Consider the following 24562-nt stretch of genomic DNA (forward strand, 5'->3'; position numbering starts at 1 on the left):
TCACGCCGTTTCTGCGCTCCAACCGTAGTGGAGTTTGAAACGCCGCTCAACGCGACTCGTTCAGCCTTGGTACAAGTTCGACTCTTACTGATTCCTCGCGCTTGTGGCACGGGTTAGAACAAACAAGCTTTAAACCTATAAAGCATTTCCTGCACCGGCACGACCTTATGTGAAGCACCGGCAAGGAACAAAAACGCCCCAGATGTGGGAGGCGGGAAACAGGACAGTAATGCGTTGCATCATTTTGGTCAAGCTAATTCAGATGGAATGGCGGCGAAATGATGGCCAGCACTCGCGTTTGTGGCGCAGCGCGGGGATAAACTTCAGGACAAAGACAGCCAACTTTGCTAGCATTCGCTCTGCTTTTTGACGATTTCTTGCATTTTTCGCATTTCGGCTGGCCAGACATGAACCTCTTTGCCCGTGTTGGCCGGCAACCCATCCGGCACACCGTATTGCATGGCAACTGACAAAGAACTCTCCGATTTTCTTGAAAGTGTCGAACGCCGCGCCTTCAAACAGGCGGTGTATGCCGTGCGCAAGGACGAAGCCGCGTTGGACATCGTTCAGGATGCGATGATCAAGCTGGCCGAGAAATACGGCGACAAACCGGTCGGCGAATTGCCGATGCTGTTCCAGCGCATCCTGCAAAACACCATCCATGACTTCTTCCGCCGCGAAAAGGTGCGCCACACCTGGGTGAGCCTGTTCTCCAGCTTTGGCGGCAACCACAGTGATGGCGACGGCCCGGACGACTTCGACGTCCTGGAAAGCCTGGAATCGGAAGACGGCTCCGAAGCCGCCGAATCCAGCGCCGACAAGGTCGAGCGCGAGCAGACCCTGAACCTGATCGATGCCGAAATACAAAAGCTGCCAACGCGTCAACGGGAAGCATTCCTGATGCGTTATTGGCAGGACATGGACGTGGCGGAAACGGCCGCCGCCATGGGTTGCTCCGAAGGTAGCGTAAAAACCCATTGCTCCCGCGCAACTCACGCGCTGGCTCAAGCTCTAAGAGCCAAAGGAATCTCATTATGAAGAACAAGGAAATGCAATTCGCCTACAAGGTGAAGCTGGCGCTTGACGCCAATCTGGACAACCTGTCCGACGACACCCTGCAAAGCCTGGCTGCTGCACGCCGGGTCGCGCTGGCACGCAAGAAACACACGCCCATGACCGTGCGCGTGGAACAGCCCGTGCTGGCAGACGCCTTCGGCGGCGGCATGCTGCATCAGGAAAGCCCGTCCTGGTGGAACCGCCTGGGAGTGGCCGCGCCGCTGCTGGTGGGCATCATCCTCTTTGCCGGCATCTATCAGCACGAGAACGCCAAGCGCGTCTCCTACCTGGCCGACATCGATGCGGCCGTGCTCTCCGACGAGCTGCCGCTGTCGGCTTACCTGGACCATGGTTTCAACGCCTTCCTGGCAGAAAAGGGACAATAAAACGATGCGCAAGACCACCGGCACTCCCGTCAACGCCTACGCCCGCCTTTCGCGCATCGCGCTGGCGCTGGCCGTGCTGGCCGGTGGATTGAGCTGCGCCTGGACCGTGGCGCAGAACACGCAGACCGTCGCACCCGCTGCCGCCCCGGCATCGCCATCTGTCGCCAGCCCGGCCAACGCTGGCACCGCAGTAACACCGGCTGCACCGGCTGCAGCTGCAGCAGCTGCGACCACGGCAGGCGCCTCCCATCCCGCCAAGTCCGCCACCAAAACCGCCACCCGCAAGCCCGAGAGCAAGCTGGCCTGGGCCAATCTCTCGCAAGCCCAGCACGAAGCACTGGAACCGCTGACCGGCGAGTGGCCGCGCATGAGTGAGCTGCAGAAGGAAAAATGGCTGGAGATCGGCAAGCGTTACGCCAAAATGAAGCCGGAAGAGCAACAGCGCCTGCATGAACGCATGCGCGACTGGGTCAAGCTGACCCCGGCACAGCGCAGCGCCGCCCGCACCAACTACGCCCGTGCCAAGAAGCTCGATGCGGAAGAAAAGCACGAGCAGTGGACCAAGTACCAACAATTGTCCGAAGAGCAGAAAAAGAAGCTCGCCGAAGCCAAGCTGCCGCGCCGCGTTGCCAAGCTGCCAACCACGCCTTCGGCCGCTGCACCCACCATCCAGCTTCCAGCCGAGGCACTGGATAGGCCGCTGCCTGTCGTCCCGGCCCCAACCCCGGCCGCAGCACCCGCTCCGGCCCTGGTCCCAGGCTCGCAAGCCGCGCCGGTGCCGGCCCTGACACCCACTGCGGCGGCTCCGACCACCGTGGCCATCAGTGCCGCAGCGACCTCGCCAGCCGTGACGGCAGCAACGAACACGACGGCTGACAGCAAGTAAGCCCGCCGTTCTGCCTGGTCCGATCATCCGGCCACGGTCACCCCGTTCGTCGCCCCTCTGCTCCCCCGGCGTTTCCAACGCTTTCGCGCTCGACGCAAGTCGCCACTCCACCACCTTTCCCACCTTGCGCTGGCTCAAGTCAGCGCATAGGCAAGCCGGCCCGATTGCTTTACCATCTGCGGGCCGCGCCAGCGGCATGCATGCCCGCGATCTGGAGAGTGGCCGAACCCCATCACCATCCCTCCCTGCGGCCACCACACCAACAACCAGGACCGAACCAGGACCATGACGGATTTCACCACGCCCTCCCTGCGCCGCCGCCTCAGCAGCATGCTGTATGAATCGATGCTGCTGTTCGGCGTGCTGTTCATGTCCGGCTGGCTGTTCTCCACCCTGCTGCAACAGCGCCACGCACTCTACCTTCGTCATGGCCTCGAAGCCTGGCTGTTCCTGGTGCTGGCGGTCTATTTCATCTGGTTCTGGACCCACGGCGGGCAGACCCTGGCGATGAAGACCTGGCGCTTCAGGGTCGTCGATCGCCAGGGGCAGCCGGTTGGGCTCTGGCGCGCGACGCTGCGTTTCCTGCTGGCTTGGCTATGGATATTGCCGGGACTGGCACTGGCCTCGCTGGCACGCGGACAACACTGGCTGCTGGTCCTGATCCCGGCGGCCAACCTGCTTCTCTGGGCGCTGACCAGCAGAGTCGATCGGCAAGGCCAGTTCCTGCACGACCGCCTCGCCGGCACACGCCTGGTCGACATCACCCCACCGCTGAAAGCGCCCCTGCAGCAAGCCGACGCCAAGTCATGAAGCGGACATGAGCGCAACGCAGCGCTCTGTTATGCTCTCGGGCGACCGCATGCGCCTGCATGCCCGCCCACCCGATCGCCCCGGACGCCAGCCCGCATGATTTCACGCATCTCCAGAACCCTGCTCCTCATCCAGTTCGGCATTGCGATCCTGTTCTACCTCCTGCTGCGGCATTTCGAGTGGCCTATCGTGGCAGCCGCCCTGGGCGGCCTCCTCATCGTCCTGCTGCTGCGCGCGCAGATCACCGCCAACAGCTTCTTCCTGACCTGGCCGTATCGCGGCCGCACCTCCAACCCGGTGGAAATCAGCTGGCTGCAGGTCGGCACCCTGTTCCTGCGGGAGTTCCGCGCGACCATGCTGTGCTCCTCCTGGGCCATGCCCTTCCTGCGTTTCGACCAGTTCAGCTATCCCGACACGACCTCGCTGCCGGTCCTGCTGATCCACGGCTATGGCTGCAACAGCGGCTACTGGCGCTGGATGAGCCTGGAGCTGCGCCAGGCACACATCACCCACTATGCGCTGGACATGGAGCCGGTCTTCGGCAGCATCGACGAGTACGCGCCGCTGGTGCATGCCGCCGTGCAACGCGTGCTGGCCGAGACCGGCCAGAAGAAGATCGTCATCGTCGCCCACAGCATGGGTGGACTGGCCGCCCGCGCCTACCTGCGCGACCACGGCTGCGACCGCGTGGCCCGCGTGATCACCCTGGGCTCGCCCCACCACGGCACGGCCATCGCCAACTTCGGCATCGGCATCAATTGCGGGGAAATGAACTGGCTAGGCCGCTACGAAGAAGGCCGCAGCAGCGAATGGCTGCAAAAGCTGGCCGCCACCGAAGAAGCGGACGCCCTCTCGCACATCGTCTCGATCTACTCCCATCACGACAACATCATCTCGCCGCAGAGTTCGGCTCACCTGGAAGGGGCCTGGAACATCCCGGTCATCGGCATCGGCCACGTAGCGCTGGCGCTGGAGCCCTCCATCCAGGAGATGGTGATCGACCTGATCCACAATGCCCGCGAATAGCGTCTGAAAAGGGCCGCCAAAAAGCACAATGCCGTCCAGCACTGGCGGGACGGCATTGTGAGGACCACCGGGCAACGACCCGGCGGCTCAATAGTGCGCAATAGTGAGTGACTGCTTCGTCTTACTTCTTGCTAGCGTCCTGCAGCTTCTGACCGGCCTGCTCCATCTTTTCGCCGGTCTTCTGCGCCAGGTCCTTGGCGCCTTCCTTGGTCTTTTCGTAGGCTTCCTTGGCCTCGACCTTGGCCTGATCCAGGGCGCCATCGAGCTTGGAGCCGGATTCGCTGGTCTGGTCCTTGGCCTGGCCGGTCACCTCGTCAAGCTTCTTGCCGGCGTCCTGCACGGCGCCATCGATCTTCTTGCCCAGGGCCTCGGCCGGACCCGGCTCTTCCTTCTTCTGGCAGGCCGCCAGCAGGGAAATGGCGGCAACGCTCACGACCACACCGGCCAACAGTTTGGACATCTTGTTCATGTTGTCATCCTTTCCATTCATATAATCGATTCCGAAAGGTCGGAATTCGGGGAAGACGATAGCACAACAGCAAGCCCCGGCCCGCTGTCGCGAAAATTGCTTACATTTCTTGCAAATCCGTCGATCATCGCGAAAGATCGGTGAACATCAGCATTTCCTCGTCCGAAAAGCCGGCCGCCCGCCTGGCCTCCAGATTGAACGGCCCACGCAGGGGTGGCGCCTTGTGGCGCAGGCACAACTGCGCGAAGGTGGCCACCGGGTCCAGCTGGCGCTGTTCGCACAACCAGTTGAACCAGCGATTGCCAATCAGCACATGGCCCACCTCGTCGCGCATGATGATGTCCAGGATCTCCGCCGCCGCCAGGTCGCCCGCCTGCGCCAGCTTGGCACGTACCGGCGGTGCCGCGTCCAGCCCACGGGCTTCCAGCGTACGCGGCACCAGCGCGATGCGCGCCAGGACATCGCCCTTGGTCGATTCCGCCATGTCCCACAAGGCATTGTGGGCAGTGAAATCACCATAGGAATAGCCAAGAGTCTTCAGATGGTCGGCCAACAAACTGAAGTGATAGGCCTCTTCATCGGCGACCTGCATCCAGTCTGCGTAGAAATCGCGGGGCATGCCGGGAAAGCGCCAGACCGCGTCCAGCGCCAGGTTGATGGCATTGAACTCGATATGCGCCAGGGCATGGATCAGCGCCGCCCGGCCCTCGGGCGTACCCATGGAACGATGCTTCACCTCCAGCGGCGATACCAGTTCCGGCCGCGCCGGACGGCCCGGGATGCCGCTGCCCTCGTCCAGCGCCGCCAGATCCTCCTGCTCCAGGGGCAGTTCGCCCGCCGACCACGCAGCCCGCAGGCTGCGCACTGCGCCGCACTTCATCTCCGGACGGGTTTCCTTCAGGCAAGACAGAGCGGCACGACGCAGGCCGGTGAATGAAAAGACTTCATCTGGGGAAGAGGACTGATCCAAGGAACTGACTTTCAGGGAAGGTAAAATACGCGGTTGAGGACGCCGGACTTGTCTCCATATGAAGACAAGTTCACCGCAAGGCAAGGCACCACATACCGACCAGCAGGTAACGAGGAGACAATTTTATTATGGCGATCTACCAATTGGAGCAGGACACCCCCGAAATCCACGATACCGCCTACGTGGCCGAGTCGTCCACCGTGGTGGGCAAGGTGAAGATGGAGGCGCACTCCAGCGTCTGGTTCAACGTGGCCATCCGTGGCGACAATGAACTCATCACCATCGGCGAGAACAGCAACGTCCAGGAAGGGGCTGTGCTGCATACCGACGTAGGCTATCCAATGGTGATCGGCAAGAATGTCACCATCGGCCACCAGGCCATGCTGCACGGCTGCACCATCGGCGAAGGCGCGCTGATCGGCATCCAGGCGGTGGTGCTCAATGGCGCCAGGATCGGCAAGAACTGCCTGGTCGGCGCTGGCGCGCTGGTGACCGAGGGCAAGGAGTTCCCCGACAACTCGCTGATCATCGGCACCCCCGCCAAGGCGGTTCGCCAGTTGAGTGAAGAAGATATCGCGCGCATGCACGCCGGCACGGACAGCTATGTCCAGCGCGCGCAACAGTTCAAGGCCAAGCTCAAGCGCATCGCCTGAGCCGCCAAGCAAAGGAAACAATGAAAGACACGCTGCAAAAATTCCTGGTCGACAACGCTCCCGTGCGGGGCGAGCTGGTCGAAATCTCCGACACCTGGCGCCAGGTCCAGGCCCGCCGCGACTATCCGGTCGCGGTACGCACGCTGCTGGGCGAGATGCTGGCGGCGTCCGCCCTGCTCTCGGCCAACCTGAAGTTCAATGGCATGATCGTCATGCAGATCCACGGCGATGGTCCGGTCAAGCTGCTGGTGGTGGAGTGCGACTCCGAACTGCAGCTGCGCGCCACCGCCAAGCTGGCCGACGATGCGCAGATCGCCGACGACGCCACCCTCACCGACCTGGTCAATGCCAACGGGGATGGCCGCTTCGTCATCACCCTCGACCCCAAGGACAAGCTGCCGGGTCAGCAGGCCTATCAGGGCGTGGTGCCGCTGGATGGCGACAGCGTGGCTACCGTGATCGAAAACTACATGCTGCGTTCCGAGCAACTGGACACCAAGCTCTGGTTGGCCGCCGACGAACACGTCTCACGCGGCCTGCTGCTGCAGAAGCTGCCTACCATCGGCGGCACCGCCGCCCCCACCGCCAAGCCTGAGGGCGAGCTGGAAGCCTGGAACCACATGGTCATGCTGGGCGACACCTTGCGGCGCGAAGAATTGCTCTCCACCGACATCGCCACGCTGATGCACCGCCTGTTCTGGGAACAGAACATCCGCGTCTTCGACCCCGTACATCCACAGTTCCACTGCTCCTGCTCGCGCGAGAAGGTCGGCAACATGCTGAAGATGCTGGGCCAGGAGGAAATCGCCGAAGCACTGACGCAGATGGAGAAGCTGGCCATCGACTGCGATTTCTGCGGGCAGCACTATGAGTTCGATGCGGTGGATTGCGCGCAACTGTTCGTGGCTGATGTAAGTGGCGCGAGCGAGGCGGGAGAGGTTCGGCATTAAGCCCAACCCCTGCCAGTGAAAACGCCATCGGTTTTGCGACCGATGGCGTTTTTTCATGGCATCTCGTCGACGTCGCGAAGCCTATTCCTGATCCGGCACCAGCAGCGCCATCTGTTGCGCATCCAGGTAGGTCCACTCCCCCTCCTCCAGCCCCAGCGCCTCCAGTTGCAAGCCACCGATGGCGACCCGGGACAGGGCGCTGCAATGATTGCCGGCGGCAGCCAGCATGCGCTTGACCTGATGGTATTTGCCCTGCTCCAGCACGATCTCCAGCAGGTGCTCGCCCAGTTGGCGGCAGCGGGTGGCGGCCAGCGGCGCCGGTTCGTCGTGCAGTTGCACGCCCGCCTTCAGCTGGTCGATCAGCGCCTGGGTCACCGGCTCGGCGGTGGTGGCCGCATACACCTTGGGGACGTGGCGCTTGGGTGAGGATTGGGCGTGGATGAAGGCGCCGTCGTCGGACATGAGCAGCAGCCCGGTGGTATCGTGATCCAGCCGCCCCACCGGTTGCACATCGCGCCAGGTGAACTGCTCCGGCAGCAAGGTCAGCACGCCCGGATGATGGCTGGGCTTGCGTGAGCACTCGATGTTGGGCGGCTTGTTGATGGCGATGTAGACGTGCTCGCGGTATTCCCACTCTTCCTCGAAGATGGTCAGCACCAGCCCGGTGGGTTCGGGCGTGGCCCGGTAATCGTCCACCACTTCACCACCGATCGAGACTTCACCATCCTCGATCAGTTCACGACAATACTTGCGCGATCCGAAACCCTGCGATTGCAGGATGCGGTCCAGGGTCAGCTTGGCCATGTCAGCCTTCTCCTTGTTCGTTCTGTCCGGACTTGCCGGCCTTGGCCTGCTTGGGTTCCAGGATCTGGCGGGCGATACCGCGCAGGATGTTGACCTCTTCGGTCTCCAGCTGGGCGCGCGAGAACATGCGCTTCAAGCGCGGCATCAGTTTCTTGGGATTGTCGGGATTGAGGAAATCGATGGACACCAGCGCCTGTTCCAGGTGGGCAAACATCCCCTCGATCTCGGCCACGCTGGCACTCTGGCCATGGAACCCGACCTCGCCCGGCGCGCGCGCATCGCCGCTGGTCTGCATCGGCCCGCCCTGCACCTCCAGCTCTGTCATGCGGCACTCGTAGGCCAGCACCTGCACCGCCTGCGCCAGGTTCAGCGAGGAATAGTCGGGATTGGCCGGGATGTTCAACAACGCCTGGCACTTCTGCACCACCTCGTTGGGCAGTCCAAAGCGCTCGTTGCCGAACAGCAGCGCAGCATTGAGCCCGGTATCGCGTGACAGCTGGCCGGCCAGCTCGCGGGGGGAGACCACCGGCGGCGAAAACTCGCGCAACCGGGCGCTGACGGCGGCGGCGAAGTTGCAGCCTTGCAACGCTTCTTCGACGCTGCCGACGATGCGTGCATTTTGCAACACATCCAGGGCGCCACTGGCGAAGGCAATGGCTTCATCTTCCTTGACCGCGTCCGGAAAGCGCGGATTGACCAGCACCAGCTCCGAAAAGCCCATGGTCTTGATGGCCCGCGCCGCCGAGCCGATATTGCCCGGACTGCTGGTATTGACCAGAACGAAACGCAAACGGCTGAAAAGAGATTGTCCTGACACTTGCTTGTTCATTTAAAATAGCGGGATTCGCGCCCCAGGATAGGATATTGGCAAAACGTCAATATTGCAGCAACAGATCAAACCCAGGTTGGCTCAGGTTGATCGATTTGCGCCCCGGACTGCATGGCAAACCCGCAAGCATAACAGCCGCGGGTGGCGCAACGCTCATTAATTTCATCGTCGCACTGGTTTGACTGCCGGGTTTCGCCTGGCCAGCTGTTCCGCAAGCTTGACGCGGGAGGCCGGCCCGTCGGCCATGGCGACGATGAGCAACGCAGCCATCGTCAACGATGGCCGCAATTTTAACGGAACCATCGGAATGATCATCCCACCCATGCTCAACACGGCGATCAAGGCAGCTCGCCGCGCCGCCACCATCATCAACCGCGCGTCCTTCGACGTGTCGCTGCTGAAGGTCTCCAAGAAGTCGCACAACGACTTCGTCACCGAAGTGGACAAGGCGGCCGAGGATGCCATCATCGACGTGCTCAAGAACGCCTACCCCGACCACGCCATCCTGGCCGAAGAGTCCGGTGCTTCCGACAACCTGCACGATGAAAACGAAAACGTCTGGATCATCGATCCACTGGACGGCACCACCAACTTCATCCACGGCTTCCCGCAATACTGCGTCTCGATCGCCCTGCAACAGCGCGGCATCATCACCCAGGCGGTGGTCTACGACCCTACCCGCAACGACCTGTTCACCGCCTCCAAGGGCGCGGGCGCCTACCTGAACGAAAAGCGCATCCGCGTGGGCAAGCGCGACAAGATCGCTGACGCCCTGATCGGCACCGGCTTTCCCTTCCGCGACCTGGACGGCCTGAACGAATACGTCACCATGTTCAAGGTCATGACCGAGCACAGCGCCGGCCTGCGCCGCCCGGGCGCTGCCGCCCTGGACCTGGCCTATGTCGCCGCCGGCCGCCTGGACGGCTTCTTCGAGAAGGGCCTCAAGCCCTGGGACATCGCCGCCGGCTCCCTGCTGGTGACCGAAGCGGGCGGTATCGTGGGCACCTTCAAGGGCGACTCCGACTACCTCTACAAGGGCGACGTCATCGCCGGCAGCCCGAAGATCTTCGCGCAACAGGTCAACCTGCTGTCCGAATTTGCCTGATCCTTCACTTTTGCTTAAGCTCGTCTCGTGATCACACCCCGGTAGCCGCACTGGCATTGCTGCTATAGTGCCGCTACCGGCGATGACCGAGGAGACGACATGACCACCCCGCCTGACGCAGCCACGCTGCCCCAGTCCAGTCCTTCCGCCTGCGCCTTGCCGGCGGGCTACCACAGCGTCACTCCCTACCTGATCGTGCAGGCTTCCTCCGAGGCCATCGCTTTCTACGGCCGTGCCTTCGGCGCCGTGGAAGTCATGCGCCTGGACGGTCCCCACGGCAAGGTCTGGCACGCCGAAATCCAGATCGGCGATGCCCGCGTGATGCTGGCCGACGAACATCCCGAACTGGGCTTCCTGAGCCCGCAGACGCTGGGCGGCGCAGGCGTGAGCCTGCTGGTCTACGTGGCCGACGTCGATGCCGTCTTCAGCCAGGCGATGGCCGCCGGTGCCGTGCAATTGCGACCGGTGCAGAACCAGTTCTACGGCGACCGCTCCGGCACCCTGCGTGATCCCTTCGGCCACGTCTGGTCGATTGCCACCCACATCGAAGACCTCAGCAACGAAGAAATCTGCGCGCGCTCGCGCGAACTGCTGGCGCGCCGCTGCAAGAAGCTGGTCGATCACAACAACTGAACCCTGCCGCACATCTCCACCCTCCCCACCATGCCCTTTGCCCTGAGCGACAACCGCAAGATCCACTACCAGGTCGAGGGCGAAGGTCCGCCCCTGCTGTTGCACCACGGCTTTACCAGCAGCCTGGAAGCCTGGCGCTTCTTCGGCTTCACCTCGGTGTTGCGCCAGCATTACCAGGTCATCATGTTCGATGCCCTGGGCCATGGCCAGAGCGACAAACCGCACGAAACCGCCGCCTACACCCAGCTGCAGCGCTGCCGCGACGCCGTGGCCGTGCTGGACGCCCTGCAGATCGAGCGCGCCCATTTCTTCGGCTACTCGCTGGGCGGCTGGGTCGGCTACGGGCTGGTACGGCATGCGCCACAGCGCCTGCGCAGCCTCATCCTGGGTGCCGCCCATCCGTATGAAGACCGCAGCTGGGAGGGCTTCCATGGTATCGACGGCCGCGACCCCGAGGCCTTCATCGCCACCTTCGAAGCCCTGCTGGACGAACAGATTTCGCCCCAGGTGAAGATGCTCATCCGCGCCAACGACCTGGTGGCCCTGGCCGCCGCCGCCCAGCAAGCCCGTCCCTCGCAGCAAGACCTGCTGGCACGGATGGACCTGCCCTGCCTGCTCTTCTGTGGCGACGCCGATGCGCGCCATGCCGCCGTCGAGCGCACTGCGGCCTTGTTGCCACAGGCAGAATTTGTCAGCCTGCCCGGCGTCACGCATTTCGGTGGATTGATGCAAAGCGCGCTGGTACTGCCTCCCGTGCAATCCTTCCTGGCCCGGCAACACGGATGAGCTGCCCGCATCCGCATGCAAAATAAATCACGTCGCCCGCAGACTGCGCTGTTATACTGCGGCCTGCGCGGCGTATAGCCAGTCAAGTCCGCGCCCTCCTCAAGTTCCAACCCGTTTGCCTGCGACTGGCGCCCGTACGGGGCCACAGGCCAAACCCATTTTCAGAGTCTCATGTCATTTTCCGCGCTCGGCTTGTCCGACGAAATCGTTCGTGCCGTTTCCGAACAAGGCTATACCTCCCCCACCCCGATCCAGGCCCAAGCCGTCCCCGCCGTGCTCTCCGGTGGCGACCTGCTGGCCGGCGCCCAGACCGGCACCGGCAAGACCGCCGGCTTCACCCTGCCGCTGCTGCAACGCCTCTCGGCCATGCCGCGCAACAAGATCAACGGTCATCTGCCGATCCGCGCCCTGATCCTGGCCCCCACCCGCGAACTGGCGGCCCAGGTCGAGGAAAGCGTGCGCCAGTACGGCAAGTACCTGCCGCTGACCTCGGCCTGCATCTTCGGTGGTGTCGGCATCAATCCGCAAATCACGCTGTTGAAGCGTGGCGTCGATATCCTGGTCGCCACCCCCGGCCGCCTGCTGGACCACATGCAGCAAGGCACCGTGAACCTGCAGCACATCCAGATCCTGGTGCTGGACGAAGCCGACCGCATGCTGGACATGGGCTTCATCCGCGACATCCGCAAGGTGCTCGCCGCCCTGCCGCCCAAGCGCCAGAACCTGCTGTTCTCGGCCACCTTCGCCGACGAGATCAAGAAGCTGGCCGACAGCCTGCTGAACAACCCGGCCCTGATCGAAGTGGCCCGCCGCAACTCCACCGTGGAAGTGATCGCGCAGAAGATCCACCCGGTCGACCGCGACAAGAAGCACCCCATGCTGGCGCACCTGATCAAGACCCACCAGTGGAAGCAGGTGCTGGTCTTCACCCGCACCAAGCACGGCGCCAACAAGCTGGTCGAGCAACTGGCCCGCGACGGCATCACCGCCATGGCGATCCACGGCAACAAGAGCCAGTCGGCTCGCACCAAGGCCCTGGCCGAGTTCAAGGACGGCAAGCTGACCGCCCTGATCGCCACCGACATCGCTGCCCGCGGCATCGACATCGACCAGTTACCGCACGTGGTCAACTATGACCTGCCCAACGTGCCGGAAGACTACGTCCACCGCATCGGCCGTACCGGCCGCGCCGGCGCCACCGGCGAAGCCGTGTCGCTGGTCTGCGTGGACGAGCGCGACCTGCTGCACGACATCGAGCGCTTCATCAAGCGCGAAATCCCGGTGGAAGTGATCGCCGGTTTCGAACCCGACCCCACTGCCAAGCCGCAACCGATCCAGCTGCGCAGCGGCCAGGGTCGTCACCAGAACGCTGGTGGCGGACGTGGCGGTCAACGCAATGCACCGCGCAAGCCGGCTGCAGCCGGCAATGGCCATGGCAATGGCGGCGCCAAGCCGGCCAATGCCGGTGGTGGCGCAGCACAGCAGGCCAAGCCGCGTAATCCTGGCAATGGCAATGCGGCGCGTGGCCAGGGCCGTCCCCAGGGCGGCCAGGCTGGCAACGGCGGCGGCAATGGGGGTGGCAACGGTGGCAATGGCGGCAACAACGCCAATCGCGCCCCCCGCCCGGCCAATGCGCAACCGCGCAGCCAGGGTCAGCAACGCCAGAATGGCCCGCGTCCGTCCGCGCTCACACATGGCGGCCAACGCGCCAGCGGCAAGTAAGCCGGTCGCGGCACGTCGATTCGATCAGAGGAAAGGGAAGATATGGCAGTTTCCGTCGTCAAGGCCGATCTCGACAATGCAGCCCACGCGGCCGCACTGTTCGAGACCCTCAACGCCTATGCCTGCGACGCCATGGGCGGCGGACAGGCCCTGTCGGACTATGTACGCCAGAACCTGGCGGCGGAACTGAAGAAACGTTCCACCGCCCATGTCTTCCTGGCCTTCGACGGCGACACCCCCGCTGGCCTTGCCACCTGTATCGAAGGGTTCTCGACCTTTTCCTGCAAGCCGCTGCTGAACCTGCATGACCTGGCCGTGATGCCGGCCTATCGCGGCCAGGGCGTGGCCCGGCAGTTGCTGGCCAGCGTGGAACAGCAGGCCCGCGCACTGGGCTGCTGCAAGCTCACGCTGGAAGTCCTGGAAGGCAATACGGTGGCCCGTTCGCTGTATCGCGCCAGCGGCTTCGAAGGCTATGAATTGAAGGCCGAGACCGGCAAGGCGATGTTCATGCAGAAACTGCTGGACTGAACCTGCGCCTGCCCCTTACGCCCGCCCGCACATGACAACGCCCGCATCATCGATGCGGGCGTTGTCTTTGGGGTGGCGATAGATAGCGTGCTCAGCAGCGATACCCCGGCCCCGCCTCCTGCACCAGCCGCAAGGCCGCCTCCCAGGCCAGGTCGATGATGCCGCTGGCCTGGTCGTTGTCGAACTGGCGTGCGGCACGCAGGCGCACTTCCTCCGCCGGCAGATGCAAGGCTGCCCCGCCCGCTTGCGCCGCCACCTGCGCCTGGCAAGCCCGTTCCAGGAAATAGATTTCATGAAACGCCGCCGCCACCGTCTCGCCAGCGGCCAGCAAGCCATGGTTGCGCAGGATCATGGCCTTGTGCGACCCCAGCGCTGCTACCAGCCGCTCCCGCTCTTCGGTATCGAGGGCGATGCCTTCGTACTCGTGATAGGCCAGCTTGCCGTAGAACTTGAGCGCATGCTGGCTGATCGGCAGCAGCCCGTCACGCTGGGCCGAGACCGCGATCCCGGCCGTGGTATGCGTGTGGATCACGCAATGCAGGTCCGGCCGCGCCTGGTGTACCGCCGAATGGATCACGAAGCCGGCGCGATTGACCCGCTGCGCCGGCGCGGCAGTGCTGCCCATCTGCACCGCCTGCCCCTGGGCATCCACCTTGACCAGATCGGAAGCGCGCATCTCGTGGAACAGCACGCCATAGCGATTGATCAGGAAGTGACCAGCCTGCCCCGGCACCCGTGCCGAGATGTGCGTATCGATCAGGTCGGTCATGCGGAAATGCGCCAGCAGCCGGTACAGCGCCGCCAGTTCGCAGCGCGCCTGCCACTCCACATCCTCGGCCCCCGTCAGGCCCAGCCGGCGGGCGGCGGCCTGCTCGGCTTCATCAAACTCGACGCCGGCCATGACTCACTTGCCCTGGTTGAGCGCGGCCGGCATGGCGCTACCCTGCAGCTTGTACTTGGCCAGCAGCTTGTCGTAGGTCCCGTTGGCCTGCAGGCGCTTCAGGGCCTCCAGCACGGCGTCGCGCAGGCCCGGTTCGCTCTTGGAGACCGGAATGCCGGTCTCCTGAGCAAACAGCGGCTGCCCCAGCAGGACATAGGTATTGGGCTCCATGCCCTGGAAGTAAGGCAGGGTCTCGCTGCCCTGCACCGCCAGATCGATGCGGCCGGTCTTCAACTGGGTGCGTGCATCCACCGAGCCCTCGGTACCGATCACGGTAATGGCCGGCTTGCCCTTGGCTTCACAGTTATCCTTGCTCCAGCCGGCGATCTGGCCCGGCCAGTTGGTATTGCGGCTGGCGCCGACCTTGGTGCCGCAGACGTCGGCGATGCCCTTGATGCGGGCCGCATTGGCCTGCAGCGTAAAGAATTGCGGGCCGGTCTTCATGTAGTCGATGAAGTCGGCCACCTTCTGGCGTTCGGCCGTGTCGCTGATGGCCACCATGGCGATGTCGGCGCGGCCGGTGGTGAGCGAACTGAAGACCTGGGCGAAGGCGGTTTCCTGGTACTCCACCTTCAGGCCCAGTTCCTTGGCGATGGCCGCCCCGAGGTCGATGTCCAGCCCCATCAGCTCGCCGGTGGCCGGGTCCTTGTAGGCGATGGGCGGGTAGTTGGCCTGCGAGGCGATGACCAGCTTGCCGGCCTTCTTGATGCGATCCGGCAGATCGGCCGCGTGTGCGCCGCTGGCGGCCAGGGTGACGGTGGCGGCCAACGTAGCCAGGCCCAACATGGTCTTGTGTTTCAGCTTCACGGGATTCCCCTTTCTGGTTGAGTTCTGCAATGCCGCATCAGGCCAGGATGGCCGCGATGAATTCCTGGGTACGTCGGTGCTGCGGGCGCGCCAGCACTTCACCGGGGGTGCCGGCCTCGATCACCTGGCCGCCATCCATGAACACCACCCGGTTGGACACTTCACGCGCAAAGCCCAGCTCGTGCGTGACCACGATCATGGTCATGCCGCTTTTGGCCAGATCCTTCATCACCGCCAGCACTTCGCCCACCAGCTCCGGGTCCAGCGCCGAGGTCGGTTCATCGAACAGCATCAGCTTGGGCCGCATGGCCAGTGCGCGGGCAATCGCCACGCGCTGCTGCTGGCCACCGGAAAGTTCAGAGGGATAGGCATCGGCCTTGCCCGCCAGGCCCACCCGGGCCAGCAGGGCCCGCGCCTCTTCCTTCACTTCAGCGCGCCGGCGCTTCTGCACCACCACCGGGCCTTCCATGATGTTCTGCAGCGCCGTCATATGGGCGAACAGGTTGAAGCGCTGGAACACCATGCCGCTGGCCAGGCGTTGGCGGGCGATCTCGCCGTCCGACAGCTCGATCAACTGGTCGCCACGGCGGCGATAGCCCAGCAATTCACCGCCGACCCAGATGGCCCCGCCATCGATGCTTTCCAGCTGGTTGATGCAGCGCAGGAAGGTGCTCTTGCCCGACCCCGAAGGACCGACGATGCAGGTCACGGCACCGGCCTCGACGTCCAGGTTCACGCCCTTGAGCGCGTGGAAGCCACCGTAGTATTTCTGGACCTCATGGGCCACGATCATGGGTGTGCTCATCCTGTGGCTCCCTGTGTGCCGGCCGCACGGGTACGTGCCCGGGCACGGCGCTCGCGGGCAAATACCTGTTCCAGGAAATGCTGGCCGATGGAAAACACCGTCACCACCGCCAGGTACCAGATGGTCGCCACGATCAGCAGTTCGATCACGCGGGCATTGGCGAAATAGATGGTCTGGGCGTTGTGCAGGATTTCGGAAAACTGGATCACGCTGGCCACCGAAGTCAGCTTGATCATGCTGATCACCTCATTGCCCACCGGTGGGATGATCACCCGCATGGCCTGCGGCAGCACGATGCGGCGCAAGGCGGTCAGGCGCGTCATGCCGATGGCCTTGGCGGCCTCGGTCTGGCCATTGTCCACCGCCAGGATGCCGCCGCGCACCACCTCGGCGGTATAGGCACCCTGTCCGATGCCCAGTCCCAGCAGGCTGGCCACGAAGGGCGTGATGATGTCCACCGTGCGCGCCTCGAACCAGCCGGGAATGCCCATGGTCGGGAACACCAGTGCCAGGTTGAACCACAGCAGCATCTGCAGCAGCAGGGGCGTACCCCGGAAGAACCAGATGTAGAAGGTGGCCACCGCCTTGAGCAGCTTGTTGGGCGACATCACCATCACCGCGAAGACCACCCCCAGCACGATGCCCACCACCATCGCATAGATGGTCATGAGGATGGTGTTCAGGAGACCCTGCAGGATCACCTTGGCCGTCATGAACTTGGCCACCACCGCCCACTCGATCTGGCCGTGGGCGAAGGCGTGTACCACGAAGCCCAGCGCCAGCAGGATCAGCGCGGCCGACAGCCAGCGTCCGTAGTAGCGGCGCGGTACCACCTTGAGGTGGTCGATGGCATAGGGAGAGGTGGTGCTCATGCTGTCGTTCCCACTGCTGATGGCAACACCGCCTGCAGCGTCCACTGGCGCTGCGCGGCCACGGTAGCCTGCAATCTTTCCAGCTGAGCCTGCACCTGCAGCGGTGCGGTACCGCCATCGCCGCTACGCGCCGCCACAGCGGCCTCGGGCGTGAGAACCGTTCGTACTTCTGGCAACAGATGTGAACTGATGCTGCTCAACTCTGCATCGCTCAACTGGTGCAGCTCCACTCCGCGTTCTTCGCAGGCGCGCACCATGGCACCGGTGATCTCGTGCGCCTGGGCGAACGGCACACCGCGACGCGACAGCCAGTCCGCCACTTCGGTGGCGAGGGTGAAGCCCTGGGTGGCATCGGCGCGCATGCGCTCCTTGTTCACCTGCAGCGTGCGCATCATGCCGGCCATGGCGGGCAAGACCATGTGCAGCACGTCGATGGCCTCGAAGGCCGAATACTTGTCCTCCGACAGATCGCGATTGTAGGAAAACGGCAGCCCCTTCAGGGCCACCAGCATGTCCATCAGCAGCGAGATCAGACGGGCCGAGCGGCCGCGGGTGAGTTCGGCGATATCGGGGTTCTTCTTCTGCGGCATGATGGAACTGCCGGTGGAGAAGGCATCGTCCAGTTCCACCCAGCGGAACTGGCGCGACACCCACAGCGTGACTTCTTCCGACAGGCGCGAGAGATGCGTCCCCAGCATGGCGCAGACGAACAGGAATTCGGCCACGTGATCACGGCTGCCGACGGCATCGATGGAGTTTTCGCAGGGGCCGTCATAGCCCAGCTCGGCGGCCGAGATCGCCGGATGCAAGGCAATCGCCGACCCCGCCATGGCCGCCGCGCCCAGCGGCGAATAGGCAGCGCGCCGGTCCCAGTCGATCAGGCGCGAGATGTCGCGACTGAAGGTCTGCGCATGGGCCAGCAACTGGTGCGCAAACACCACCGGCTGCGCCGCCTGCAGATGGGTGAAGCCGGGCACCAGCGTATCGAGATGCTGGCCGGCCTGGTGCGTCAGGGCGTCCTGCAAGTCCAGCAGCAAGGCGCCGATGGCGCGTGCCTGCTCGCGCAGGTAGAGCTTGAGGTTGTTGGCCGCCTGGTCATTGCGCGAACGGCCGGCACGCAGCTTGGCGCCGGTCGGGCCGAGCGCTTCCACCAGCACGCGCTCCATGAAGGTATGCACGTCTTCGTCGCCTGCGGTGGGCCGCACGGCGCCACTGGCGATGGCGGCATCGAGTTCGCCGAGCTTGGTGACGATGGCGCTGCATTCGGCCTCGGTCAGCAGCCCGGCCAGGCGCAACTGGCGCGCATGGGCCTGGGACGAGACGATGTCGAAACGGGTCAGCCGGAAATGATCCAGGCCGCCCCGCGAGAGTGTCATCAGGGCCGGGTCGGGTGGCGAACGGAAACGCGCGCCCCAGAGGCGAGTATCAGTCATGCTGCTTCCTTCTCATGCGGTAGTGGCGGGGTGATGCAATGGGTTGCAGTATCGGGCGCGCAATCAGGCACGATATCAGGCACGATATTTCACACCCGGGAAGACACAGAGCATTTCGTATGCCAGGTTGGCCGCCACCAGCGCGGTGGTGCCGGCCTGGTCATAGGGCGGCGAGACCTCGACCACATCGGCCGAGACGATGTCCAGCCCCTTGCAGCCACGGATGATTTCCATCCCCTGCTGCACCGTGAGCCCGCCGATTTCCGGCGTGCCGGTGCCGGGCGCGAAGGCCGGATCGAGGCCATCGATATCGAAGGTGAGATAGACCGGCCCATCGCCCATCTGCGCGCGCACCTCTTCCATCAGCGGCGCCAGCGAGCGATGCCAGCACTCCTCGGCCTGCACCACGCGGAAACCCTGGGCGCGGCACCAGTCGAAATCGTCGGCGTGGTAGCCCGTGCCACGCAGGCCGATCTGCACCACCCGCCTGGGGTCCAGCAGGCCCTCTTCGAAGGCGCGCCGGAAGGGTGTGCCGTGGGCGATCTTCTCGCCGTTCATGGTGTCGTTGACGTCGGCATGGGCGTCCACATGGATCAGCCCGACCGGGCCGCGATGACGCGCCATGGCCCGCAGGATGGGCAGCGTCAGCGTATGGTCGCCGCCCAGACTGATGGTCTTGCAGCCGGTGGCATAGATGGCGTCATAGGCCTCCTCGATCATGCGCACCGAATCCAGCAGGCTGTAGGGATTCAAGGCCACGTCGCCGAGATCGGCCACCTTCAGCGAATCGAAGGGCGCGGCCCGGGTAGCCATGTTGTAGGGGCGCAGCAGCACCGATTCGGTGCGGATCTGGCGCGGACCGAAACGCGTGCCGGAGCGGTTGGAAGTGCCGATATCCAGCGGCACGCCGACGAATCCGACGTCCAGGCCAGCGGGATTTTCCACATGTGGCAGCCGCATCATGGTGGCAATCCCCCCAAAACGGGGCATCACATTACCCCCGAGGGGCTGATATAGTGCATGTTCCATCGATGCTTATCCTTGTATCGCCAATGAGCTTGAATGCATTCTAGCGAGCCAGGATTAGCGAAAATATACCGATGTGGCGACGTTTACATCGATTTCCATCAATGTAAGAATGCGGTCTCCCCCCCGACTTCGCCGCCCTCGCCGCCCGCCCACTCATCATGCTCAACAATGTCTTCGATCTGGACCTGCGGCTGATCCGCGTCTTCCTGGCGGTGGTGGATTCGCATGGGGTGTCGGCGGCGCAGGCCAAGCTCAATGTCGGCCAGTCCACCATCAGCGCCCAGTTGAACACGCTGGAGACGCGCCTGGGCTTTCGCCTCTGCGAGCGCGGCCGGGCCGGTTTCAAGCTCACCGCCAAGGGCGAGAAGTTTGCCGATTCGGCGCGCCGCATGATGGATGCGCTCTCCGAGTTCGGCATGGAAGCCCGCAATCTCGACAAGCGCCTGGTCGGCACCCTCTCCATCGGCTTGATCGGCCACACCCCGGCCCACCACAACACCCGGCTCTCGGACGTGATCCGCCAGTTCCGCCAGCGTGATGAAGCGGTGCGCATCGAACTGCTGGTGCGCACGCCCAGCGAGCTGGAAGAGATGCTCCTGAACGGCAGCATCCAGATCGCCATCGGCTACTTCTGGCGCCGCGTCACCGCCCTGCAGTACACGCAGCTGATGCTGGAGCGTCAGGTGGCCTACTGCGCCCCGCCCCACCCGCTGTTCGACCAGCCCGGCGAGATAGCCCCGGAACAGGCCGCGCAACACGCCTGGGCCTGGCGCGACTACCCGGTGCCACCCGGCCATGTGCCCATCCACCGACGCAACATCATGGCCGTGACCGGCAATATGGAAGCCATGTCCATCCTCATCCTCTCCGGCCAGCACCTGGGCTACCTGCCCGAGGAGATGGGGCGCGAGTATGTCGCCCGCGGGCAGATGCGGGCCTTGAACCGGACCGAGCTGTCCTATGAGGTCGGCATCAGCGTGGTCACCAATCGCGGCAGCGTGAACGAACCCATCGTGGCGGCCTTCCTGGAAGACCTGAAGGCGGCACAGTAAAGTGAATCAGGACGCAAAAAAAGGGCAATGCCTACGCATTGCCCTTGAGCGATGTTGATACGGAGTCTCTCCGAACCGGCCCTTCGATACGACGCTATCACGTCTACTCAGGGCGAACGGAGTCGATGTGCAGCCGCTCCTCTACCACCGACCGTTCGACCTGAGTAGCGCCGCAGGCGCGTATCGAAGGCGCAGCGGTGCTTCCGTTCTTGGCGCGCTACACCACGATCAAGCCGCCATCGCCATCCCGCGCGACTTGCCCGAGCTGAGATAGCTGGCGATCGAATCCTGGGTCACTTCGCCCAGGTAGCTGCCATCGTTGGCGATCACCGGCATCCAGCTGGTGCTGTGCTTGTACATCTTGGAGAGCACCACGCGCAGGTTTTCATCCGGGGCGGCATTCATGGTGAAGGGACGGACCATGTCCTCGGCCACACCGGTATTGCCGCGCACATCACGGCGAGTCAGATAGCCCAGGGCGCGGTTCTCGGCATCGATGATGGTCAGATAGCGCGAATCCTGGTCATCCATCAGCGCCAGGGCCTGGTCGCAGGACACATCCGGCTGCGCCGTGGCCGGGGTGGTGGCGGCCTCGCCGGCACGCACCAGCAGCAGGCGCTTCAAGGTGTGATCCTGGCCGACGAAGGCGCCCACGAAATCATCCTTGGGACGGGCCAGCAAGGTATCGGGATTGTCGAACTGCACCAGCTTGCCGGCGCGGAAGACGGCCACCTTGTCGCCCAGCTTGATGGCTTCGTCGATGTCGTGGCTGACCATGATGACGGTCTTGTTCAACTGCCGCTGCATCTGGAAGAACTCGTTCTGGATCGATTCACGGTTGATCGGATCGACCGCGCCGAAGGGTTCATCCATCAGCAGCACCGGGGCGTCCGCCGCCAGGGCGCGGATGACGCCGATGCGCTGCTGCTGGCCGCCGGACAATTCGCGCGGATAGCGCTTGAGGAATTTCTTCGGGTCCAGCGCCACCATGGCCATCAGCTCGGTAGCGCGCTCGTGGCAGCGCTTCTTGTCCCAGCCCAGAAGGCGCGGAACGATGGTGATGTTTTCCTCGATGGTCATGTTGGGGAACAGGCCGATCTGCTGGATCACGTAGCCGATATGGCGGCGCAGTTCGACTTCATCGATGCCGGAGGTGTCCTGACCGTTCAACAGCACGCGGCCCGAGGTCGGATTGATGAGGCGGTTGATCATCTTCAGGGTGGTGGTCTTGCCGCATCCCGAGGGGCCGAGGAAGACGCAGATTTCGCCTTCGGCCACCTTCAGGCTGACGGCATCCACCGCCTTGACCTGGGTGCCATCCTTTTGGGTGTAGGTCTTGCTCAGTTGGTCCAGTTCGATCATTTTTGAACTCCTTTCGGTGTCAGGATTTTCTGCAGTCGTTGCAGCAGGGTGTCGGCGATGATCGCAAGGACGCTGATCATCACGGCGCCGACCACGAGTTTTTGCATATTGCTCTGGCTGATGGCATGCAGGATCAGCACACCCAGGCCGCCGGCGCCGATGACGGCGGCAATGGCCATCACGCCGATATTCATCACCACGGCGGTACGCACGCCGCCCAGGATCACCGGTACCGCCAGCGGCAGGTCCACCATGCGCAGGCGCTGCCAGAAGGTCATGCCGATGCCGATGCCGGCCTCCTTGACGCCGGCCTCGATGTTTTCCAGCGCGAGGTAGGTGTTGCGCATGATCGGCAACAGCGAATACAGGAACACGGCGGTGATGGCCGGCAAGGGGCCGATGCCCGCGCCGAATTTGGAGAACACCGGGATCATCAGCCCGAACAGGGCGATGGAGGGCAGCGTCAGCACGATGGTCGCCAGGCCCATCAGCGGGCCGGCCAGCCAGCGCACGCGCACCACCAGGATGCCCAGCGGCACACCGAAGAGGATCGCCAGGCTGACCGCGATACCCACCAGCTTCAGGTGTTGCAGGGTCAGTTCAAGGATATTGGGCCAGTCCGATTGCAGGTATTGGAAGATGTTCATGGTGTCCCCCTCAGATCAGGCCGGCTTGCTTGAGGAAGTCGGCGGCCACCTTGGCCACTGGTTCCTGGTCGATGTCGACGCGCTTGTTCAGTTCGGTCATGGTCGCCGTGTCGATCTTGGCGGCCAGTTCGTTCAATTGCGCTGCCAGCTCGGGGTTTTTCTCCAGGATGTCCTGGCGCACCACCGGGGTCGCCTTGTAGGCGGCGAAGTAGCCCTTGTCATCCTCCAGCAGCTGCAGGTCGAAGCCCTTGATGCGGCCGTCCGAGGCATAGGTCAGGCCGACGAAGAGCTGTTCGTTCTTCAGGGCCGTATAGACCAGCCCCGGGTCCATCTGCTTGACCTCGCTGCGATCGAGCTTGAAGCCGTAGAGCGCCTGCATCGGGCCCAGGCCATCGGGACGGGAGGCGAACTCGTAGTCCACGCCCATGAGGTGGGGCTTGTTGCCTTCGCTGTCATCCTCGTTGATGCGCTTGGCCAGGTCCTGCAGTGAATGAATCTGATATTTCTCGGCCAGTTCGCGCGGCATGGCGAAGGCGTAGGTGTTGTTCAACTCGGACTGGTTCAGCCAGGTCAGGCCACGCGGGGCGTCCAGCTCCTTGACCTTCTGGTAGATCTGATCGGGATCGAGCTTGTCCTCGATGTGGTTGTAGACGATCAGGGCGGTGCCGGTGTAGTCCCAGACGATGTCCAGCTGTCCGCTTTCCAGGGCCGAACGCATCAGGGTGGTGCCCAGGCCGTTCTTCAATTCGGTGTCATAGCCCTTGGCGCGCAGGTATTGCGCGGTCATGTCCGAGAGCAGCAATTGCTCGGTGAAATTCTTGCCGCCGATGACCAGGTTCTGCGCCTGCGCACGGGCTGCGCCGAACATGGCCAGGCCCATGGCGAGGGCACACAGGGCGTATTTTGCGATGGTCTTGCTTGTCATGCTTTCCTCTCTACCGCTATGCCGTTACGACGGCGTGCGGTCGTTCTTGTGATGGAAGTCTGCGCTGCGCGGCTTCAGGTACGCAGCCCGCGTCGGGCCAGGTAGAGGCCGGAGAGCGTCGTCACCAGGGCATCGAGCACCAGTGCCAGCAAGGCCGTGGCCGCCGCGCCCAGCAGCAGCTGGCCGTGGTTGTTGAGGTAGATGCCGGGGAAGATCAGGCCACCCAGGCTCTCGCCGCCGATCAGCATCGACAGCGGCGCGGTCCCGACGTTGATCGCCAGCGCGGTGCGCACGCCGCCGACGATGATGGGCAGCGCATTGGGCAATTCCACCCGCAGCAGGATCTGGTGCGGCTTCATGCCGATACCGCGCGCCGCCTCCTTCATGGCGGCCGGCACATTCTTCAAGCCCTCGTAGGTATTGCGCACGATGGGCAGGAGCGAAGCCAGCCACAGCGCCAGGATGGTGGGACCATTGCCGATGCCGAAGAAAGCCAGTGCCAGCGCCAGCACGGCGATGGACGGGATGGTGTTACCGATGTTGAAGATCTGGATGAATTTTTCTGCACTGCGCTGCATCGAGGGACGCGACAGCGCAATACCGGCCGGAATGCCGGCCGCGAGGGCCAGCGCCATGGAAAAGAAGACCAGTTCCAGGTGCTTGCCGGTGTAGTAGATCAGGTCACCGCGATACTTCTGGATGACCTCCGGACCGATCCACCAGACCAGTCCAGCAAGGACCAGCGCAATACCGCATGCGCCGGCGAAGACGTGACGAACACGTGTCATGTTACCCCCGTTGGTATAGCCGGCACGACATGACGCCGCGACGACGGGTTATAGAGTCAATTTTTAAGGGGTTCGCTTGCCCATCAGGGCGTATCGTTTGGATGCGAACCGAAAGCTGCAAGGGCAGCGATGAAACCGAAGCGATGAAGCCAGCCTCGGCATGATGCACACCGGACAGGGATGGGAACGGGTCACCGTGGAGAACGGGAGGGCGTTCGCGCTGCCAGCCGGAAATTTGGACAACCCGCACAAGCGCGGATCGGACACTGCTGAGAGTCGTAGTTGAACA

27 protein-coding genes are annotated in these 24562 nt (G+C 63.7%); 13 read left to right on the top strand and 14 right to left on the bottom strand.

Going from position 1 to position 24562, the window contains the following annotated elements; all coding sequences use genetic code 11:
• The first annotated feature begins 459 nt into the window (after positions 1–459).
• The 5 genes from ACEOAC_RS16640 (at position 460) to ACEOAC_RS16660 (ending at position 4164) form a co-directional block, all read left to right on the top strand.
• A complete protein-coding gene (locus tag ACEOAC_RS16640; RefSeq protein WP_413445447.1) occupies positions 460–1038 on the top strand; it encodes an RNA polymerase sigma factor in 579 nt (192 codons plus the stop codon).
• Positions 1035–1442, top strand: a complete 408-nt coding sequence (locus ACEOAC_RS16645; protein ID WP_413445446.1) for a DUF3619 family protein — start codon at positions 1035–1037, stop codon at positions 1440–1442. Before ACEOAC_RS16640 ends, ACEOAC_RS16645 begins: the two co-directional genes overlap by 4 nt.
• A gap of 4 nt (positions 1443–1446) precedes the next feature.
• Positions 1447–2328: a DUF3106 domain-containing protein gene (locus tag ACEOAC_RS16650; protein WP_413628458.1), complete on the top strand. Its 882-nt coding sequence runs from the start codon at positions 1447–1449 to the stop codon at positions 2326–2328.
• Positions 2329–2613: 285 nt separating this feature from the next.
• Positions 2614–3138, top strand: coding sequence for an RDD family protein (locus ACEOAC_RS16655; RefSeq protein ID WP_241812812.1), 525 nt, complete (start codon positions 2614–2616; stop codon positions 3136–3138).
• 96 nt (positions 3139–3234) lie between these two features.
• Positions 3235–4164, top strand: coding sequence for an esterase/lipase family protein (locus ACEOAC_RS16660; protein ID WP_413445631.1), 930 nt, complete (start codon positions 3235–3237; stop codon positions 4162–4164).
• Positions 4165–4285: 121 nt separating this feature from the next.
• Here ACEOAC_RS16660 and ACEOAC_RS16665 read toward each other — a convergent pair whose 3' ends face one another.
• Together ACEOAC_RS16665 and ACEOAC_RS16670 are read right to left on the bottom strand one after the other, a co-directional pair.
• Complete coding sequence (locus ACEOAC_RS16665) at positions 4286–4633, bottom strand: hypothetical protein (protein ID WP_241812814.1); 348 nt, start codon at positions 4631–4633, stop codon at positions 4286–4288.
• Between the two features lie 124 nt (positions 4634–4757).
• Positions 4758–5603, bottom strand: a complete 846-nt coding sequence (locus ACEOAC_RS16670; RefSeq protein WP_413628459.1) for a ferritin-like domain-containing protein — start codon at positions 5601–5603, stop codon at positions 4758–4760.
• A gap of 128 nt (positions 5604–5731) precedes the next feature.
• Between ACEOAC_RS16670 and ACEOAC_RS16675 the strand changes: the two genes are divergently transcribed.
• Together ACEOAC_RS16675 and hslO are read left to right on the top strand one after the other, a co-directional pair.
• The gene (locus ACEOAC_RS16675) at positions 5732–6256 is read left to right on the top strand and encodes a gamma carbonic anhydrase family protein (RefSeq protein WP_006712877.1); all 525 of its coding nucleotides are present in this window, start codon (positions 5732–5734) and stop codon (positions 6254–6256) included.
• 20 nt (positions 6257–6276) lie between these two features.
• On the top strand, positions 6277–7206 hold the full coding sequence (hslO, locus tag ACEOAC_RS16680; protein ID WP_077238207.1) for an Hsp33 family molecular chaperone HslO: 930 nt from the start codon (positions 6277–6279) through the stop codon (positions 7204–7206).
• 81 nt (positions 7207–7287) lie between these two features.
• Here the strand turns inward: hslO and ACEOAC_RS16685 are convergent, their stop codons facing one another.
• Together ACEOAC_RS16685 and ACEOAC_RS16690 are read right to left on the bottom strand one after the other, a co-directional pair.
• Positions 7288–8010 carry a pseudouridine synthase gene (locus tag ACEOAC_RS16685; protein WP_102664723.1) on the bottom strand — a complete coding sequence of 241 codons (723 nt, stop codon included), beginning with the start codon at positions 8008–8010 and terminating at the stop codon, positions 7288–7290.
• A gap of 1 nt (position 8011) precedes the next feature.
• Positions 8012–8839 (bottom strand): RNA methyltransferase, encoded by an 828-nt coding sequence (locus ACEOAC_RS16690; RefSeq protein ID WP_077238211.1) that lies wholly within the window; start codon positions 8837–8839, stop codon positions 8012–8014.
• 307 nt (positions 8840–9146) lie between these two features.
• On the opposite strand from ACEOAC_RS16690, the gene ACEOAC_RS16695 reads away from it, so the two are divergent.
• The 5 genes from ACEOAC_RS16695 (at position 9147) to ACEOAC_RS16715 (ending at position 13613) form a co-directional block, all read left to right on the top strand.
• Positions 9147–9944 carry an inositol monophosphatase family protein gene (locus tag ACEOAC_RS16695; RefSeq protein WP_006712869.1) on the top strand — a complete coding sequence of 266 codons (798 nt, stop codon included), beginning with the start codon at positions 9147–9149 and terminating at the stop codon, positions 9942–9944.
• A gap of 99 nt (positions 9945–10043) precedes the next feature.
• Positions 10044–10577, top strand: coding sequence for a VOC family protein (locus ACEOAC_RS16700; protein WP_102664725.1), 534 nt, complete (start codon positions 10044–10046; stop codon positions 10575–10577).
• Positions 10578–10607: 30 nt separating this feature from the next.
• Positions 10608–11363 carry an alpha/beta fold hydrolase gene (locus ACEOAC_RS16705; protein WP_413445804.1) on the top strand — a complete coding sequence of 252 codons (756 nt, stop codon included), beginning with the start codon at positions 10608–10610 and terminating at the stop codon, positions 11361–11363.
• A 171-nt stretch (positions 11364–11534) separates the two neighbouring features.
• Complete coding sequence (locus ACEOAC_RS16710; protein WP_006464568.1) at positions 11535–13085, top strand: DEAD/DEAH box helicase; 1551 nt, start codon at positions 11535–11537, stop codon at positions 13083–13085.
• Positions 13086–13127: 42 nt separating this feature from the next.
• Positions 13128–13613 carry a GNAT family N-acetyltransferase gene (locus tag ACEOAC_RS16715; RefSeq protein WP_413444263.1) on the top strand — a complete coding sequence of 162 codons (486 nt, stop codon included), beginning with the start codon at positions 13128–13130 and terminating at the stop codon, positions 13611–13613.
• A gap of 91 nt (positions 13614–13704) precedes the next feature.
• Here the strand turns inward: ACEOAC_RS16715 and ACEOAC_RS16720 are convergent, their stop codons facing one another.
• The 6 genes from ACEOAC_RS16720 to speB form a co-directional block, all read right to left on the bottom strand.
• Positions 13705–14514: a class II aldolase/adducin family protein gene (locus ACEOAC_RS16720; protein WP_413444262.1), complete on the bottom strand. Its 810-nt coding sequence runs from the start codon at positions 14512–14514 to the stop codon at positions 13705–13707.
• A 3-nt stretch (positions 14515–14517) separates the two neighbouring features.
• Positions 14518–15360: an ABC transporter substrate-binding protein gene (locus ACEOAC_RS16725; RefSeq protein WP_413444261.1), complete on the bottom strand. Its 843-nt coding sequence runs from the start codon at positions 15358–15360 to the stop codon at positions 14518–14520.
• Positions 15361–15397: 37 nt separating this feature from the next.
• Positions 15398–16165 (bottom strand): amino acid ABC transporter ATP-binding protein, encoded by a 768-nt coding sequence (locus ACEOAC_RS16730; protein ID WP_413444260.1) that lies wholly within the window; start codon positions 16163–16165, stop codon positions 15398–15400.
• Positions 16162–17037, bottom strand: coding sequence for an amino acid ABC transporter permease (locus ACEOAC_RS16735; protein ID WP_413444259.1), 876 nt, complete (start codon positions 17035–17037; stop codon positions 16162–16164). Before ACEOAC_RS16735 ends, ACEOAC_RS16730 begins: the two co-directional genes overlap by 4 nt.
• The gene (argH, locus tag ACEOAC_RS16740) at positions 17034–18470 is read right to left on the bottom strand and encodes an argininosuccinate lyase (protein WP_413444258.1); all 1437 of its coding nucleotides are present in this window, start codon (positions 18468–18470) and stop codon (positions 17034–17036) included. Before argH ends, ACEOAC_RS16735 begins: the two co-directional genes overlap by 4 nt.
• A 75-nt stretch (positions 18471–18545) precedes the next feature.
• Complete coding sequence (speB, locus tag ACEOAC_RS16745; protein WP_006464558.1) at positions 18546–19499, bottom strand: agmatinase; 954 nt, start codon at positions 19497–19499, stop codon at positions 18546–18548.
• A 158-nt stretch (positions 19500–19657) separates the two neighbouring features.
• Here speB and ACEOAC_RS16750 point away from each other — a divergent pair, with 158 nt between their 5' ends.
• On the top strand, positions 19658–20551 hold the full coding sequence (locus ACEOAC_RS16750) for a LysR family transcriptional regulator (protein WP_413444257.1): 894 nt from the start codon (positions 19658–19660) through the stop codon (positions 20549–20551).
• A 228-nt stretch (positions 20552–20779) separates the two neighbouring features.
• On the opposite strand, the gene ACEOAC_RS16755 is transcribed toward ACEOAC_RS16750, so the two are convergent.
• The 4 genes from ACEOAC_RS16755 to ACEOAC_RS16770 all read right to left on the bottom strand — a co-directional run bounded on the left by ACEOAC_RS16755 (position 20780) and on the right by ACEOAC_RS16770 (position 24273).
• Complete coding sequence (locus ACEOAC_RS16755) at positions 20780–21913, bottom strand: ABC transporter ATP-binding protein (protein WP_182994498.1); 1134 nt, start codon at positions 21911–21913, stop codon at positions 20780–20782.
• Positions 21910–22560 (bottom strand): ABC transporter permease, encoded by a 651-nt coding sequence (locus ACEOAC_RS16760; protein ID WP_006464554.1) that lies wholly within the window; start codon positions 22558–22560, stop codon positions 21910–21912. Before ACEOAC_RS16760 ends, ACEOAC_RS16755 begins: the two co-directional genes overlap by 4 nt.
• 10 nt (positions 22561–22570) lie before the next feature.
• Positions 22571–23485 (bottom strand): glycine betaine ABC transporter substrate-binding protein, encoded by a 915-nt coding sequence (locus tag ACEOAC_RS16765; RefSeq protein ID WP_006464553.1) that lies wholly within the window; start codon positions 23483–23485, stop codon positions 22571–22573.
• A 74-nt stretch (positions 23486–23559) separates the two neighbouring features.
• The gene (locus tag ACEOAC_RS16770) at positions 23560–24273 is read right to left on the bottom strand and encodes an ABC transporter permease (RefSeq protein WP_077238220.1); all 714 of its coding nucleotides are present in this window, start codon (positions 24271–24273) and stop codon (positions 23560–23562) included.
• Positions 24274–24562: the final 289 nt, after the last annotated feature.

The sequence above is a fragment of the Herbaspirillum frisingense genome, assembly GCF_047325095.1.
GTDB classification, from domain to species: Bacteria; Pseudomonadota; Gammaproteobacteria; order Burkholderiales; family Burkholderiaceae_D; genus Herbaspirillum; species Herbaspirillum frisingense.

What these genes read in the sequence shown, in the direction of transcription:
- ACEOAC_RS16645 (WP_413445446.1), top strand. Translation starts at nt 1,035, where the DNA reads ATGAAGAACAAGGAAATGCAATTCGCCTACAAGGTGAAGCTGGCGCTT.
- ACEOAC_RS16735 (WP_413444259.1), bottom strand. Translation starts at nt 17,037, where the DNA reads ATGAGCACCACCTCTCCCTATGCCATCGACCACCTCAAGGTGGTACCG.
- ACEOAC_RS16665 (WP_241812814.1), bottom strand. Translation starts at nt 4,633, where the DNA reads ATGAACAAGATGTCCAAACTGTTGGCCGGTGTGGTCGTGAGCGTTGCC.
- ACEOAC_RS16640 (WP_413445447.1), top strand. Translation starts at nt 460, where the DNA reads ATGGCAACTGACAAAGAACTCTCCGATTTTCTTGAAAGTGTCGAACGC.
- ACEOAC_RS16720 (WP_413444262.1), bottom strand. Translation starts at nt 14,514, where the DNA reads ATGGCCGGCGTCGAGTTTGATGAAGCCGAGCAGGCCGCCGCCCGCCGG.
- ACEOAC_RS16760 (WP_006464554.1), bottom strand. Translation starts at nt 22,560, where the DNA reads ATGAACATCTTCCAATACCTGCAATCGGACTGGCCCAATATCCTTGAA.
- ACEOAC_RS16730 (WP_413444260.1), bottom strand. Translation starts at nt 16,165, where the DNA reads ATGAGCACACCCATGATCGTGGCCCATGAGGTCCAGAAATACTACGGT.
- ACEOAC_RS16695 (WP_006712869.1), top strand. Translation starts at nt 9,147, where the DNA reads ATGATCATCCCACCCATGCTCAACACGGCGATCAAGGCAGCTCGCCGC.
- ACEOAC_RS16705 (WP_413445804.1), top strand. Translation starts at nt 10,608, where the DNA reads ATGCCCTTTGCCCTGAGCGACAACCGCAAGATCCACTACCAGGTCGAG.
- ACEOAC_RS16710 (WP_006464568.1), top strand. Translation starts at nt 11,535, where the DNA reads ATGTCATTTTCCGCGCTCGGCTTGTCCGACGAAATCGTTCGTGCCGTT.
- ACEOAC_RS16655 (WP_241812812.1), top strand. Translation starts at nt 2,614, where the DNA reads ATGACGGATTTCACCACGCCCTCCCTGCGCCGCCGCCTCAGCAGCATG.
- ACEOAC_RS16700 (WP_102664725.1), top strand. Translation starts at nt 10,044, where the DNA reads ATGACCACCCCGCCTGACGCAGCCACGCTGCCCCAGTCCAGTCCTTCC.
- ACEOAC_RS16765 (WP_006464553.1), bottom strand. Translation starts at nt 23,485, where the DNA reads ATGACAAGCAAGACCATCGCAAAATACGCCCTGTGTGCCCTCGCCATG.
- ACEOAC_RS16685 (WP_102664723.1), bottom strand. Translation starts at nt 8,010, where the DNA reads ATGGCCAAGCTGACCCTGGACCGCATCCTGCAATCGCAGGGTTTCGGA.
- argH (WP_413444258.1), bottom strand. Translation starts at nt 18,470, where the DNA reads ATGACTGATACTCGCCTCTGGGGCGCGCGTTTCCGTTCGCCACCCGAC.
- ACEOAC_RS16755 (WP_182994498.1), bottom strand. Translation starts at nt 21,913, where the DNA reads ATGATCGAACTGGACCAACTGAGCAAGACCTACACCCAAAAGGATGGC.
- ACEOAC_RS16650 (WP_413628458.1), top strand. Translation starts at nt 1,447, where the DNA reads ATGCGCAAGACCACCGGCACTCCCGTCAACGCCTACGCCCGCCTTTCG.
- hslO (WP_077238207.1), top strand. Translation starts at nt 6,277, where the DNA reads ATGAAAGACACGCTGCAAAAATTCCTGGTCGACAACGCTCCCGTGCGG.
- speB (WP_006464558.1), bottom strand. Translation starts at nt 19,499, where the DNA reads ATGGAACATGCACTATATCAGCCCCTCGGGGGTAATGTGATGCCCCGT.
- ACEOAC_RS16675 (WP_006712877.1), top strand. Translation starts at nt 5,732, where the DNA reads ATGGCGATCTACCAATTGGAGCAGGACACCCCCGAAATCCACGATACC.
- ACEOAC_RS16750 (WP_413444257.1), top strand. Translation starts at nt 19,658, where the DNA reads ATGCTCAACAATGTCTTCGATCTGGACCTGCGGCTGATCCGCGTCTTC.
- ACEOAC_RS16715 (WP_413444263.1), top strand. Translation starts at nt 13,128, where the DNA reads ATGGCAGTTTCCGTCGTCAAGGCCGATCTCGACAATGCAGCCCACGCG.
- ACEOAC_RS16770 (WP_077238220.1), bottom strand. Translation starts at nt 24,273, where the DNA reads ATGACACGTGTTCGTCACGTCTTCGCCGGCGCATGCGGTATTGCGCTG.
- ACEOAC_RS16690 (WP_077238211.1), bottom strand. Translation starts at nt 8,839, where the DNA reads ATGAACAAGCAAGTGTCAGGACAATCTCTTTTCAGCCGTTTGCGTTTC.
- ACEOAC_RS16660 (WP_413445631.1), top strand. Translation starts at nt 3,235, where the DNA reads ATGATTTCACGCATCTCCAGAACCCTGCTCCTCATCCAGTTCGGCATT.